At 49.1% G+C, this 13,455-nt stretch carries 13 protein-coding genes and 1 riboswitch; of the genes, 4 read left to right on the top strand and 9 right to left on the bottom strand.

Annotation, left to right across the window (positions count from 1 at the left end):
• Positions 1–121: 121 nt before the first annotated feature.
• The 5 genes from ACJMLT_RS03665 to ACJMLT_RS03685 form a co-directional block, all read right to left on the bottom strand.
• The gene (locus ACJMLT_RS03665) at positions 122–1,303 is read right to left on the bottom strand and encodes a coenzyme F420-0:L-glutamate ligase (protein ID WP_405726765.1); all 1,182 of its coding nucleotides are present in this window, start codon (positions 1,301–1,303) and stop codon (positions 122–124) included.
• A gap of 261 nt (positions 1,304–1,564) precedes the next feature.
• The gene (deoD, locus tag ACJMLT_RS03670; protein ID WP_405726768.1) at positions 1,565–2,287 is read right to left on the bottom strand and encodes a purine-nucleoside phosphorylase; all 723 of its coding nucleotides are present in this window, start codon (positions 2,285–2,287) and stop codon (positions 1,565–1,567) included.
• A gap of 92 nt (positions 2,288–2,379) precedes the next feature.
• Complete coding sequence (locus ACJMLT_RS03675; protein WP_405726771.1) at positions 2,380–2,847, bottom strand: methylated-DNA--[protein]-cysteine S-methyltransferase; 468 nt, start codon at positions 2,845–2,847, stop codon at positions 2,380–2,382.
• Position 2,848: 1 nt separating this feature from the next.
• Positions 2,849–3,637, bottom strand: a complete 789-nt coding sequence (locus ACJMLT_RS03680; protein WP_405726801.1) for a deoxyribonuclease IV — start codon at positions 3,635–3,637, stop codon at positions 2,849–2,851.
• Between the two features lie 96 nt (positions 3,638–3,733).
• The gene (locus ACJMLT_RS03685) at positions 3,734–4,279 is read right to left on the bottom strand and encodes a helix-turn-helix domain-containing protein (RefSeq protein ID WP_405726774.1); all 546 of its coding nucleotides are present in this window, start codon (positions 4,277–4,279) and stop codon (positions 3,734–3,736) included.
• A gap of 137 nt (positions 4,280–4,416) precedes the next feature.
• Here ACJMLT_RS03685 and ACJMLT_RS03690 point away from each other — a divergent pair, with 137 nt between their 5' ends.
• Positions 4,417–5,583: an SLC13 family permease gene (locus tag ACJMLT_RS03690; protein ID WP_405726777.1), complete on the top strand. Its 1,167-nt coding sequence runs from the start codon at positions 4,417–4,419 to the stop codon at positions 5,581–5,583.
• Between the two features lie 47 nt (positions 5,584–5,630).
• Here ACJMLT_RS03690 and ACJMLT_RS03695 read toward each other — a convergent pair whose 3' ends face one another.
• Positions 5,631–7,286 carry a Na+/H+ antiporter NhaC family protein gene (locus ACJMLT_RS03695; protein ID WP_405726780.1) on the bottom strand — a complete coding sequence of 552 codons (1,656 nt, stop codon included), beginning with the start codon at positions 7,284–7,286 and terminating at the stop codon, positions 5,631–5,633.
• A gap of 117 nt (positions 7,287–7,403) precedes the next feature.
• Positions 7,404–7,574, bottom strand: a riboswitch (Lysine riboswitch).
• 167 nt (positions 7,575–7,741) lie between these two features.
• Here ACJMLT_RS03695 and ACJMLT_RS03700 point away from each other — a divergent pair.
• Both ACJMLT_RS03700 and ACJMLT_RS03705 read left to right on the top strand, forming a co-directional pair.
• Positions 7,742–8,209 carry a hypothetical protein gene (locus ACJMLT_RS03700; protein WP_405726783.1) on the top strand — a complete coding sequence of 156 codons (468 nt, stop codon included), beginning with the start codon at positions 7,742–7,744 and terminating at the stop codon, positions 8,207–8,209.
• A 30-nt stretch (positions 8,210–8,239) separates the two neighbouring features.
• Positions 8,240–9,592: a peptidoglycan-binding protein gene (locus ACJMLT_RS03705; RefSeq protein ID WP_405726786.1), complete on the top strand. Its 1,353-nt coding sequence runs from the start codon at positions 8,240–8,242 to the stop codon at positions 9,590–9,592.
• A 46-nt stretch (positions 9,593–9,638) separates the two neighbouring features.
• Here the strand turns inward: ACJMLT_RS03705 and wecB are convergent, their stop codons facing one another.
• From wecB to ACJMLT_RS03720, 3 genes are read right to left on the bottom strand one after another with little or no spacing between them, the layout of a single operon-like run.
• Positions 9,639–11,564 (bottom strand): non-hydrolyzing UDP-N-acetylglucosamine 2-epimerase, encoded by a 1,926-nt coding sequence (gene wecB / locus ACJMLT_RS03710; protein WP_405726789.1) that lies wholly within the window; start codon positions 11,562–11,564, stop codon positions 9,639–9,641.
• A 17-nt stretch (positions 11,565–11,581) separates the two neighbouring features.
• Positions 11,582–11,758, bottom strand: coding sequence for a hypothetical protein (locus tag ACJMLT_RS03715; RefSeq protein ID WP_405726792.1), 177 nt, complete (start codon positions 11,756–11,758; stop codon positions 11,582–11,584).
• Between the two features lie 37 nt (positions 11,759–11,795).
• On the bottom strand, positions 11,796–12,674 hold the full coding sequence (locus ACJMLT_RS03720) for a fumarylacetoacetate hydrolase family protein (protein ID WP_405726795.1): 879 nt from the start codon (positions 12,672–12,674) through the stop codon (positions 11,796–11,798).
• 416 nt (positions 12,675–13,090) lie between these two features.
• Here ACJMLT_RS03720 and ACJMLT_RS03725 point away from each other — a divergent pair.
• On the top strand, positions 13,091–13,455 hold a 365-nt coding region (locus ACJMLT_RS03725), incomplete at its 3' end, for an argininosuccinate synthase domain-containing protein (protein WP_405726798.1).

The following is a 13,455-nucleotide window of genomic DNA, read 5'->3' on the forward strand; positions in this document are numbered from 1 at the left end:
TATTCGTAAACTGCAAGCAGTTTACTCATGGGGCATTCGCCCTATAAACCGCATGTATTTGTCTGATGCGAATAAATTCCCATCATTCAAATCCACCGAGCTTTGCACGGCTCATCAATTATCACATTGCGTAGTTTGTGAAGTAGTTCTGAACCAGAACGATAGGTGTACCCTTGTCACCGGAACCGGATGTCAGGTCACACAGGGAACCGATCAGGTCTGTCAAACGACGAGGTGTTGTACCTTCGGACGCCATGTTGCCTTTCAGATCGCCTTCTTTTTCTTTGATCGCTGCTTTGATCGCTTCTGCCAGTTCTTCACCGTTCAGGTTGGCGAAATCGTTATCAGCCAGATATTTCAGTTTCAGTTCGTTGGGCAGACCGATCAGACCTTCTGTGTAGCCAGCGCCTACAACGGGGTCAGCCAGTTCCCAGATTTTGCCTACGGGATCTTTGAATGCGCCGTCACCGTAGATCATTGCTTCTACTTTTACGCCTGTACGAGCCAGTACTTCTTTCTGGATCGCTTCAGCAACTTCCTGTGCGTTGTTGGGGAACAGTTTTACTGTTGTTTCTGTTGCTTTGTTGGAACCCAGGAGACCGTATTCTGCATTGAAACCGCTGCCGTTTACGGGTGCGTTCAGGATATCAGCCAGTGTCAGAACTTTTTCGCCGCCTTTTGCCAGGATGCGTCTTCTGGATCTTTCTCTGGAGTGGATGTCACAGCACAGAACGTTCTTTGTGTAGTTTACGATCGCTTCTGCATGGTTTGCGAATACGATTTCAGCTTCTGCACCTTCTTCTTCGATCAGGCCTTTGTAGTATTCTACATAGTCAACGCCTGTGAAGGGGTGTTTGATGTAGCCGAATGCTTTGCGGTATTCATCCAGAGACAGTACGTCTGTGTAAGGATTTACGCCGCTTTCATCCAGAAGATCCATATCAAACAGGTGGTTACCTACTTCATCGGAAGGATAGCTCAGCATCAGCACTACTTTTTTCGCGCCTCTTGCAATACCTCTCAGGCAGATCGCAAAACGGTTTCTGCTCAGGATAGGGAATACTACACCTACAGTTTCGCCGCCCAGTTTTGCTTTCACATCTTCTGCGATCGCGTCTGTGGATGCGTAGTTACCTGCTGCACGTGCTACAACTGCTTCTGTTACGCATACTACGTCTTTTTCCTGCAGTTTGAAGCCGTCCTGTTCCGCCGCTGTCATAACGGAATCTACTACGATTTTTACGATATCGTCGCCTTCGCGAACGATGGGTGCTTTAATACCTCTGGAAATTGTACCTGCCATAATGTATACCTCCTGATATAAACAATTGATCGAAGTCACTGCATGAATCAAAACAGTTTTCTCCGTTAGATAAAAAAATCCCGCATTTGCGGGATCATTTGGCATATTTCTAAGTCAATATGTGACGAAATTGCATTCAATCACCGACTAATTCATTCTACCAAGAAAAATGCAGATTTGTCAATAATCACTCCGCCGATCCCTATAAAAATATCTTATATCGACCATAATTTTTGATTCCTCTCTGGAAACTTTTGTCTTTTATTTCGTTTCCATCCGCACTGCTGTTTCCAGTGCGATCTCCATCATTTGGGTAAAGGTGGTCTGGCGTTCTTCGGAAGTGGTCGCTTCTCCCGTTACCAGATGATCGGAAATGGTGCAGATGACCAGTGCCCGTTTGCCCAGTTTTGCCGCATTCAGGTACAGGGCGGTGGATTCCATTTCCACAGCCAGTGTGCCCATTTTGCCCCATTTCAGGGTTTCTTCCTTGCCGCCGTCACCGTAAAACAGGTCGGAGCAAAGCAAATTCCCCACGTGCATATCGATGCCCTTGGCCTGTGCCGCTGCCACCGCCGTGGAAAGCAGGGTATAATCTGCCGTAGGCGCCAGTGTGCCGGGCATGCCATACTGGGCTGCATAATTGGAGTCTGTGTTGGAACCGATGCCGGCCACGATGTCGCGGACTTTCAGATGTTCTGTCAGCGCCCCTGCAGAGCCCACGCGAATGATATTTTCCACGCCATAAAAGGCAAACAGTTCATAGCTGTAGATGCCGATGGAGGGGCAGCCCATACCGCTGGCCATAACGGAAACCCGTGTGCCTTTGTATGTGCCCGTATATCCCTGTACTCCACGCACATTATTCACCAGCACAGGATCTTCCAGAAAGGTTTCTGCGATAAACTTTGCACGGAGCGGATCCCCGGGCATCAGCACCGTTTTTGCAAAATCGCCTTTTTCGGCGGAAATATGAGGTGTTGCCATAGTCATTACCTCCTTAGTTTCAAAATAAATCTATTACTTTTTTTATACGACAAGGATACCCCTTTTTCCTTTTTTTCATAAAGAAAAAGCACTCACTTTCGTAAGTGCACATTTTCCAGTTCCAATAAAAATTTTTTATTTTCCATACCGCCGGCATAGCCCACCAGCTTTCCGTTTTTCCCGATGACTCTGTGGCAGGGGATGAGGATGGCAATGGGATTTTTCCCATTGGCGCCGCCCACCGCCTGACAGCCTTTCGGATGATCCACGGCAACGGCGATATCTTGATAACATCTGACTTCCCCGTAAGGGATCTCCTGCAGGGCAGACCATACTTTCTGCTGAAATTCCGTTCCCTTGGGCGCCAGAGGCAGATCAAAAGATTTTCTTTTCCCTGCAAAGTATTCCTCCAGCTGCTGTTTGCATTTCAAAATCAGCTCTGTTTCTTCCTGCAGATAGGATGCTGGCAGCTGCGTCCACGAAACACGGGTGATGCTACCATTTTCCTCTCCGATGATAAGTTTCCCCACAGGGGTATCATAAAAAAATATCTTTTCCATATCAATCATTCTTTCTTAAGCCTCGCAGCAAGGCAATTTCTCTGGCATAGCCCTCCGCTTCGTTGGGGGTTTCCAAATAGAACGGCAGATGCATCAGTTTGGGATGATTGATGATATTTGTGATGCCTGCCAGCGTCAGGCTGCCTTCGCCGATCTTTTCATGTCTGTCCTTATGGCTGCCCATGGGGTTCTTGCTGTCGTTCAGATGGATGGCTTTCAACCTGTCCAGCCCGATGATCTCATCGAATTCTTTCAATACCCCATCCAGATCTCCAACAATATCATAACCGCCGTCATAGACATGGCAGGTATCCAGACAGACACCCATCCGTTCCTTCTGCTCCACCCGATCGATGATGGCACGGAGTTCTTCAAAATTCCTGCCCACTTCGCTGCCCTTTCCCGCCATGGTTTCCAAAAGGATTGGCGTCTTGCCGCCGTCGGCCATGATCTCATTCAGCACATCGGCGATGAGGGGGATGGCAATTTCCGCCCCCTGCTTCACATGGCTGCCGGGGTGAAAATTGAACATCACATCCTCCAGAAGTTCCAGTCGGGACAGGTCTTCCTTCATGGTATTTCTGGCAAACACACGCAGATCTTCCTTGGCAGCACAGGGGTTCATGGTATAGGGCGCATGAGCCAGCAGGGTGCCAAAGCTATTTTCCTTATGAAATTCGTTATATTTTTGCAAGTCCTCCAAATCCAAAGGTTTTACGGAACCGCCGCGGGGGTTTCTGGTGAAAAACTGGAACACATTGCAGCCCAGTTTCACCGCCTCCTTCCCCATGGCAAGGTAGCCCTTGGCAGAAGACAAATGACATCCTAACCAAAATGACCTTGGTTCCTCTTTATTATTTTGGTAATAGAACAATCTATCGCCTCCTTAGCCGATATAATAAACGATATTGGTAAATTCCGTCATGATCTTGCCCCGATTCAGATAGGTATGGGGCTGAGTACAGTCAAAGTGGATAAAATCCCCCTCCTGCAGCACATATTCCTCCCCGCCGTACAGCAGGATCATCTCCCCTTTGGTCACCAGCACATATTCATGGGTATTATGCCCGTGGCCTTCGGAGGTAAACGTCCCATTCACATCCAGTTCGCTGTTGAAAAATTCAAAATCTCTGGCAGGGTTTGCGGTGCTGTAATGATAAACACGGTAGCCCTCATGCTCCACCAGAGCACTTTCCCCCTTGCGGATCACCAGAGGCACTTCGATCTGTTCATCGATCAGTTTTGTATAGGAAACCTGCAGACCTGCGGCGATCTTCCAGAGGGTATTGATGGTAGGGCTGGATTCGCCCTTTTCGATCTGGCTCAGCATCACCTTGCTGACACCGGAAAGTTCCGATAATTTCCCCAGACTCAAGTTTCGCTCTGCCCGCAGACGTTTTAAATTCATGGCAATGATTTCATTTAATTGCACGGAGATCCCTCCTTTCTTCTGCCATCATTATACCACAATTCAGGAAAAAATCACGAACTCCTTCTTGAAACTCCGATGCCGCGGTCGTATAATGGACAGCGTTAACAAAAACTTACTGAAACACAAAGGAAATGCTTATGAATAAAGAAAAACTCATCGCTTTCTTCAAGAAAGAGACCATCCTCTGCATTTCGGGCATTCTGGCCTTCGGTTCGGCCTTTCTCATTCCGCCCGATGCAAAATATATGGAATACTGCGACATTCGTGTGCTGGTGCTTTTATTCTGCCTAATGGCCGTCATGGGCGGCTTTCAGCAGCTGGGGGTATTTGACCGCATGGCAAACCTGCTGCTGGCAAGGGCAAGGAAAATGCGTCAGCTGGCCACCACACTGGTCATGCTGTGCTTCTTTTCCGCCATGTTCGTCACCAACGACGTTGCCCTCATCACCTTCGTCCCCTTCACCATCATGCTGCTGGAGCGAGCGAATCTGCAGGAAAAAATGATCCCCTTCATCGTCATGCAGACCATTGCCGCAAATCTGGGCAGTATGCTGACCCCCGTCGGCAATCCCCAGAACCTGTTCCTCTATACCATCTCCGGCATGGAAATCGGCGAATTTTTCGCCGTAACGGTGCCCTATGTGGGGGTTTCCTATTTCCTCCTGTATGTATACTGCTATTTTCAGGGGAAACAACCGCTGGTCACAGAAAAACAGGAGCCAAAGAAAAACTGGTCTGTCAAAGACAAAGGATTTCTGGCGGCTCTGGGCGTTCTCTTCCTGTTCTGCCTGCTGGCGGTGTTCCATGTAGCATCCCACTGGATCGTGCTGCTGTTCATCCTGCTGTGGTTCTTCTTCTTCCAGAAAGGGATCCTGAAAGGACTGGACTACAACCTGCTCCTGACCTTCGTGTTCTTCTTCATCCTCATCGGCAATCTGGGACGGATCTCCGTGATCCGAGAAACATTGCAGTATCTGCTTCTGGGCAGAGAAGTCCTCGTGTCCTTTCTGGCCAGCCAGTGCATCAGCAATGTGCCTGCTGCGGTGCTCCTTTCCGAATTTACAGACAGATATGACCTGCTGATCGCAGGGGTGAATATCGGCGGGCTGGGTACGCTGATCGCTTCCATGGCCAGCCTCATTTCCTATAAATATTTTGCGCAGGTGCCCGGCGCGAAAAAAGGGAAATATATGCTCTACTTCACCCTCTGGAATATCATCTTCGCCGTTCTCCTTCTGGCACTGAATAAATGTATCCCCTATGTTCCCGCCATCGATCTTCCCGATTTCTGGTTTCTGAAATAAAAAAGAAATGCCTCCGGCAAAGCCGGAGGCATTATTTTTATGTCTGATTATTTTTCTACAGGCAGTTCTTTTTTGCCGTACATTTTACGGATCACCATAACAACTACGATCATGGAGATCAGTGCGATAGGCAGGTTGATCATCCAGTTCTGAACGAAACCGGCGATCACATAGTTTACTGCGGAAACTGCTGCAACTGTCAGCGCGTAAGGCAGCTGTGTAGAAACGTGGTTCACGTGGTCACACTGGGCACCTGTGGAAGCCATGATAGTTGTATCGGAGATAGGAGAGCAGTGGTCACCGCAAACCGCACCGGCCAGAGTCGCCGCTACTGTGATTGTCAACAGTTCGCTTGTAGGATCCAGAATAGGAACGACGATGGGCAGCAGGATACCGAATGTACCCCAGGATGTACCTGTTGCAAATGCCAGGAATACTGCGATACAGAATACGATCACAGGCAGCAGGTTTGCCAGTACGCCTGTGCTGTTTTCCAGAATACCTGCTACGAATACGTCCGCACCCAACAGACCTGTTACGCCGGACAGTGTCCATGCAAATGTCAGGATCATGATAGCGGGTACCATTGCTTTGAAACCTTCAGGCAGACATTCCATGAACTGTGTGAATGTCAGAACCTTACGAGGGATGTACAGGAAGAATGTGATCAGCAGTGCTGCAGCGGAACCCAGCAACAGACCAACGGAAGCATCGCAGTTTGCGAATGCATCGATGAATGTTTCGCCATCGAAGAAACCGCCTGTGTAGATCATACCGATAACGCAGGAGATGATCAGAACCACTACGGGCAGGATCAGGTCGATCACTTTACCGTTGCCAACGGGAGCCTGTGCCGCATCTGCACCGGCATAGGGTCTTGCATCTGTTGTGTACAGGTCGCCGTTCAGCTGTGCGTTTCTTTCATGTTCCAGCATAGGGCCGAAGTCTGTGTTTGTCATTGTCAGGCAAACCATTGTCAGGATTGTCAGCAGTGCATAGAAGTTGTAAGGGATCGCTCTGATGAACAGGTCTAAGCCATTTACGCCATCTACAACGCCGGCTACAGCAGCAGCCCAAGAAGAGATGGGAGCGATGATACATACAGGAGCAGCTGTTGCGTCGATCAGGTACGCCAGTTTTGCTCTGGAAACTTTGTGTGTGTCTGTTACAGGTCTCATAACGGAACCTACTGTCAGACAGTTGAAGTAGTCATCTACGAAGATCAGACAGCCCAAGAGAGATGTACCCAGCATCGCACTTCTTCTTGTTTTGAATGTTGTTGCAGCCCATCTGCCGTATGCAGCGGAACCGCCTGCTTTGTTCATCAGGGCTACGATGATACCCAGAATTACCAGGAAGATCAGGATACCTACGTTCCAGCTGTCAGACAGTTTTGCCAGCATGCCGCCGTCTGTGCTGTTTGTAAAGATGGTCAGGTATGCCAGTTTGGGGTCAAAGTTTGCATAGAACAGACCGCCTACTACGATACCGATGAACAGAGAGGAATATACTTCCTTTGTGATCAGTGCCAGAATGATCGCTACCAGAGGAGGTACCAGAGACCATGCTGTTGCATACATGTTGCTTACGTATTCTGCTTCTGCTTCGCCGCCGAATACAGTTGTGGACATGGCAATCGCAATCAGAGAAACTACTGCGAAAATGCCGAGCCATTTGCTTCTGAGGTTAGTTTTTTTGCTCATAACCTTTTCTCCTTTCAGAAATTTTGAATAAAATAGAATAATTGCTTGTGTGTGGAAACACAAAAGAAAAAGCCGTACGCAAAGCGCACGACATTATAACCCATAAAAGTGTTACAAGTTTCCGATAGCGCTCCACATAAGTGACAGTACATTACATATTTTGCAATGTCCCAGCCATATTTCCCAAAACGGGCAGAAAATACAGCTTCGGCGAGACTGCCTTTCCCCTTCCGCCGCCCACGGCTTTTTTGAAGGGCTACTCATCAGCATCGCACCTCTATCTTTGTCTGACTTTTGTCAGACGCTCATTCATTCATACCATACCAAACAGACAAAGTCAAGCCTTTCCGGAAAAATGCCTGTAAAAACAAGAAAAATCAGGCAGAAAGGTGTCCTTGCCCTGCACATAGTATAGTTAAAAAAAGAACACATCCTATGCAGGAAGGAGATTTCCCATGTATCCCTATTTCCAGAAAAACACTCCGCTCCATGCGGCAGAACGCACCGCCGCCGACCCCATCCGCACCTTTTTCACCCAGAATCCAGCCTTCGGCACCCTGCTGTTTCAGGTAACGGGCGGTCAGGGGGCTTTTCCCGTGGAAGGAGCCACCATCACCATCACCAAAGCACTGGCAGACGGTGTGTCCCTTTCCCTTAGGGTAGTCACCGACGAAAGCGGAAAAACCGTGCCCCTTTCTCTGCCTGCCCCCAGCCGCGCCCTTTCGCAGGCGCCCAACGGCGGTATCGTCTATGCCACCTATCAAGCCGAGGTCTCCGCACCCAATTATGTGACAACGGATATCCGCGATCTGCCCATATTTGACGGCATCACCACCATTCAGCCCGTCAACCTGACGACGGATATCGGCGGCAGGCGGCAGAACGAAGTAGAAGAAATCGAAGACAAGGAACCGGATTTATAATTTCTCAGAAAATGAAAGGAGTGGATCCCCATGGGCTCTTTGCAGCTGCCCGCCATCCCCGAAACCATCACCGTGCATCTGGGGCTGCCCGATGCGCCTGCGGAAAACGTGACGGTTTCTTTTCCCGACTATATCAAAAACGTGGCTTCCAGTGAAATTTACCCCACATGGCCCGAAGCCGCCATCCGCGCCAACATCTACGCCCAGATCAGCTATGCTCTGAATCGGGTCTATAATGAATTTTACCGTTCTCAGGGCTATGATTTCGATATCACCAACACCACCCAGTTCGACCAGAAATTCATTAAGGGGCGGGATATCTATGAAAATATCAGCCAGATCGTAGATGATATTTTCAATGATTATGTGGTCAGACAGGGGCGGATCGACCCCTTCTTCACCGCCTACTGCAACGGTTCCACCTCCTTCTGCCCGGGGCTTTTGCAATGGGGCACCGTGGAGCTGGCAGAACAGGGGCTGACGCCATATCAGATTTTGCAGTACTATTATGGAGACAACATCGGCATTGTGGAAAATGCCCCCATCAGTGCCAATATTCCCTCCTACCCCGGGGTGCCTTTGCGGGTGGGCTCTTCAGGGAACGATGTAAAAACCATTCAGCTGCAGCTGAACCGCATCGCCGGCAACTATCCCGCCATTCCAAAGATCCCCAATCCCAACGGGGTCTTCGGGGTCTCCACCAGAAATGCTGTACAGGAATTTCAGCGCATCTTCAACCTGACCCCCGACGGTATCGTGGGGAAGGCCACATGGTATCAGCTGAAATATATCTATAACGGCGTAAAACGGCTGAACGAGCTGACCTCGGAGGGGCTGACGCTGGAGGAAGTAAGCCGCCCCTTCCCCGAAGTGCTGCAGGAGGGGGATACGGGCATTGCCGTGCAATCCTTACAATATTATCTGGCAGTCATTGCCTATTTCAGTAACGGCGCCCTGCCCGCCATTGCCATAGACGGCATTTATGGCCCCGCCACCACCGCCGCCGTCCGCACCTTTCAGGAACTGGTGGGACTGCCCGCAGACGGGATCGTTGGGCTGCAGACCTTTCTGCGGATCCAGCAGGCCTATGAGGATATCCTCGCCACCCTTCCCCCGGGCATTGAAGGGGATCGGGCAAAGCCCTATCCCGGCTTCTTTCTTTCCGAAGGACAGGAAGGGGAAGATGTCCGCGATCTGCAGACTTACCTCAGGGGTATCGGAGAATATACGGGCGTGATCCCCGTCCTTCCCGTAACGGGATATTTCGGCACCCAGACACGGGATGCGGTCTCCGCCCTGCAGGCCCAGAACGGACTGCCGGTCAATGGCGCCGTGGGACCTGTCACATGGAACCTGATCCGCAGGCTCTATGACAGCCGATAAAAAAACAGCCGCAGACCATTGGTCTGCGGCTGTTCTGTTGTGCCGATTATTTTGTTTCTTCTTCGTCGTCTTCCCATTCTGCGGGGTCATATTCGCCGAACGCAGCTGTCAGGAAACTTTCCATATCATTCAGCTGTTCCATCTGGTCGCTCATACCTTCCAGAACATCTTCTACCTTATTCAGGTATTTGTTCATTTCGGGGGAAATGGGTTCCATTTCTTCTGCACCTTCGGAAACCAGTTCTTCCGCTGCCGCTTCTGCCACTGCAGCCGCTTCTTCAGAAGCACCGTTCATGTCCATGAATGCTGCCACTTCTTCCGCATCCAGCTCATCCAGATCGAAATCATCCCAGTCTTCTGCCATATCACGATTTCTTCTTTCTTTCAGTTTTTCGTAATAGGTTGCCATATCCTCTTTCAGTTCGCCGGCTTTTTCCGCCATACGGAAAGCTGCACCGCGCACTGCAGGCTGCAGATCATCGGCCTTTTCTGCCATTTTTTCTTTCATACGGAAAGCCGCACTGCTTACTTTGGGCTGCAGGTCTTCTGTTTTTTCTGCCACCTTATCTGCCGCAGATTTTACTGTAGGGTTTTCCTTCACTCTTTCCGCCACTGCCGTCAGGGCTGCACCGGCTTTGCCCAGCATACCGCCGACTGCATTTTTGATACCGTCTTTTTCCAGACCCATACCGCTGTTCAGTGTATGCAGCAGTCTTTCCGCTTCATCCACGGTAATGATACCTTTTTCCAGCATGTTCAGGATCGCCATTCTTTCTTCTTTCATGGTTTTTGCCTCCTTCGGTTTCTTGTCATATTCTATGCGAAGTACGTATTCGTCGGGTCTGTCCGCTTTTCTGCCGAAATGATACAGGATGCTTTCCACAATGCGGCGGCTGGCCTGACCGTCGCCGAAAGGGTTTTTCGCCTGTGCCATGGCTTCGTAGGCATCTTTATCATCCAGCAGTTCTTTCGCCAGACGATAGATCGTTTCTTCATCAGTACCTGCCAGTTTCAGAGTACCTGCTTCCACGCCTTCGGGGCGTTCTGTTACATTTCTCAGAACCAGTACGGGCTTGCCCATGGAAGGCACTTCCTCCTGCAGGCCGCCGCTGTCTGTCATCACGAAGAAGGAACGACACATCAGGTTATGCATATCCTTCAGATCCAGAGGGTCTGTCAGGTGGATGCGGTCGTTGCCGCCGAGGATCTCATGAACGGGTTCCACAACAGCGGGGTTTTTATGCACCGCGTAAACCACTTCCACATCAGGGTATTCTTCCACCAGACGTTTTACCGCGTGGCAGATGTTGCGAAGGGGTTCGCCCAGATTTTCACGTCTGTGGGCTGTCATGGCAATGACACGTTTATTCTTGAAGTCGATTTTATTCAGTTCACCCACAGTGAAGGTATAGTCCTCTTCGATGGTGTGTGCCAATACGTCAATAACAGTATTGCCAGTGATGAAAATACCTTCCTCACCGATATTTTCCTTTAACAGGTGCTCCTTCGCCAGAGGAGTGGGCGCAAAGTGCAGGTCGGTCAGTGCCCCTGTCAGTCTGCGGTTCATTTCTTCGGGGAAGGGCTGATATTTGTCGTAGGTACGCAGGCCTGCTTCCACATGGCCTACCTTTACCTGATTATAATATGCCGCCAGTGCGCCGGCGAAAGTGGTGGATGTATCCCCGTGTACCAGAACGATGTCGGGTTTTTCCTTGCCCATCACTTCTTCCAGACCAGTCAGGGCACGGGTTGTGATCCCTGCCAATGTCTGTCTGGACTGCATGATATTCAGGTCATACTGGGGGTGCAGGTCGAAGATTTCCAGCACCTGATCCAGCATTTCTCTATGCTGCGCGGTTACGCAGACGATGCTTTCAATTTCGGGTGTTTTTTCCAGTTCTTTTACCAGAGGTGCCATTTTGATGGCCTCGGGTCTGGTGCCGAACACACTCATTACCTTTATCTTATCCATACGAATAATCTCCTTACTTAATGGAATTTCGTCAGACCGATCCATATCACAGCCGCAAGCGCAACAGCAATGAAAATCGCCTTGATATTATTGGTGATGCTTTCTCCCGACTTAAACAGGATTTTTCTGACAGCAAAAAATATATTACTCAGGAACAAGCCAATGAGAATAAAAGCAATCACATAATAGATCATGCAAGTCCCTCCATTTCATCCGGTTCCTTATGTATTCTTATTTGATTTCATTGGTCAATGTACCAATTCCCTCGATTTCACACTTAACCACATCGCCCTTCTTCAGAAACTTGGGCGGCTGGAAGCCCATGCCAACCCCTGCAGGCGTACCCATGGCGATGATGGTGCCTGCCGCCAGTGTCATCCCTTTGGACAGCTGGCAGATCACCTTTTCAATGCTGTTGATGAGAAGGTCTGTGGTGCTGTCCTGTCTCAGTTCCCCGTTGATATAGGAACGGATGGCCAACGCAGGAGGATTTGTAAATTCATCCTTTGTCACGATGACAGGGCCAATGGGCGTGAAATCATCCAGAGACTTGCCGAAGTACCACTGTTTGTGGGCAGTCTGCAGGTTTCTGGCACTCATATCATTTAAAATGGTATAACCGAATACATAGTCGAAAACTTCTTCGGGCTGTACATTCTTCGCATCCTTACCAATGACCACAGCCAGTTCCACTTCATAGTCCAGACTGTCTACGATATCCAGATGGCCGTCGATATATTCCCCGTCGCCGACAGCACGGTTCACTCTTTTTGCGAAATAAATAGGTTCGGGGCGGTCACCGCCGAAAGCTTCATTATGGAAGCGGGCAGATTCCTCCGCATGAGCATAATAGTTGATGCCCAGACAGATAATATCCTGCTTGGGATAGAGGATGGGCGCATACAGCTGCACCTCTTCCACAGGGATCCCCTGCATCAGTTCCTTATTTCTGTCCATCTTGGCCAGCTTTTCTTCATCCTGCTGTTCCAGAAAGGCATTCATATCTTTCACATCAAAACCCAGATAATGCACAGGCACCACCTGAGAACCATCTTTTTTCAGAACACCTACGGCCAGTTCGCCATTGTGACTGTATGTCAAAAGTTTCATGCTTCATTCCTCCTAACGGCTCCTGCAGACAGGCGCAGCCAGCGCACTGCAGGGCGAGTCTGTATCTCAAAAGCATATCCATAAAATATACCATTCTCATCATATCACAAAAGCCTGCATTTTCAAAGAAAAAAAGGTCTTCGCATTCATGTATACAAGATACTGTACCCTTAATCACCCATGCAAATAAACATGCATATTTATACACATAATTTTGTATGTTGAATAAAAAAGTGCCCAAAACCGCCCTCTGAATCCTTCTGCAACATAAAATTATATACAAATTCCTGAATTTTTATGATTTTGGGGTTGCTTTTTCAGAACGAGATATGTATAATCCATTTATAAAATTCACTAGAGCAAACGTCCCGGCGGGACTTATTTCGAAAAGCACTTTTTTAAGGAGGAACATCATTATGGCAAAAGAAAAAATCGTTCTGGCATATTCCGGCGGTCTGGATACATCCTGCATCATCCCTTGGCTGAAAGAAAACTACGACTGCGAAGTTATCTGCGTATGCGGTGACGTTGGTCAGGGTAAAGAAACAGACGGTCTGGAAGAAAAAGCACTGAAAACAGGCGCTTCCAAACTGTACATCGAAAATCTGGTAGAAGAATTCATCACAGACGCTGTTTACCCCTGCGTAAAAGCAAACGCTGTATATGAAGGCAAATATCTGCTGGGTACATCCATGGCTCGTCCCATCATCGCAAAGAGAATGGTTGAAATCGCTAAAGCAGAAGGCGCAACAGCAATCTGCCACGGTGCAACAGGCAAAGG

This window comes from Anaerotignum sp. (assembly GCF_045122575.1).
GTDB lineage: Bacteria > Bacillota > Clostridia > Lachnospirales > Anaerotignaceae > Anaerotignum_A.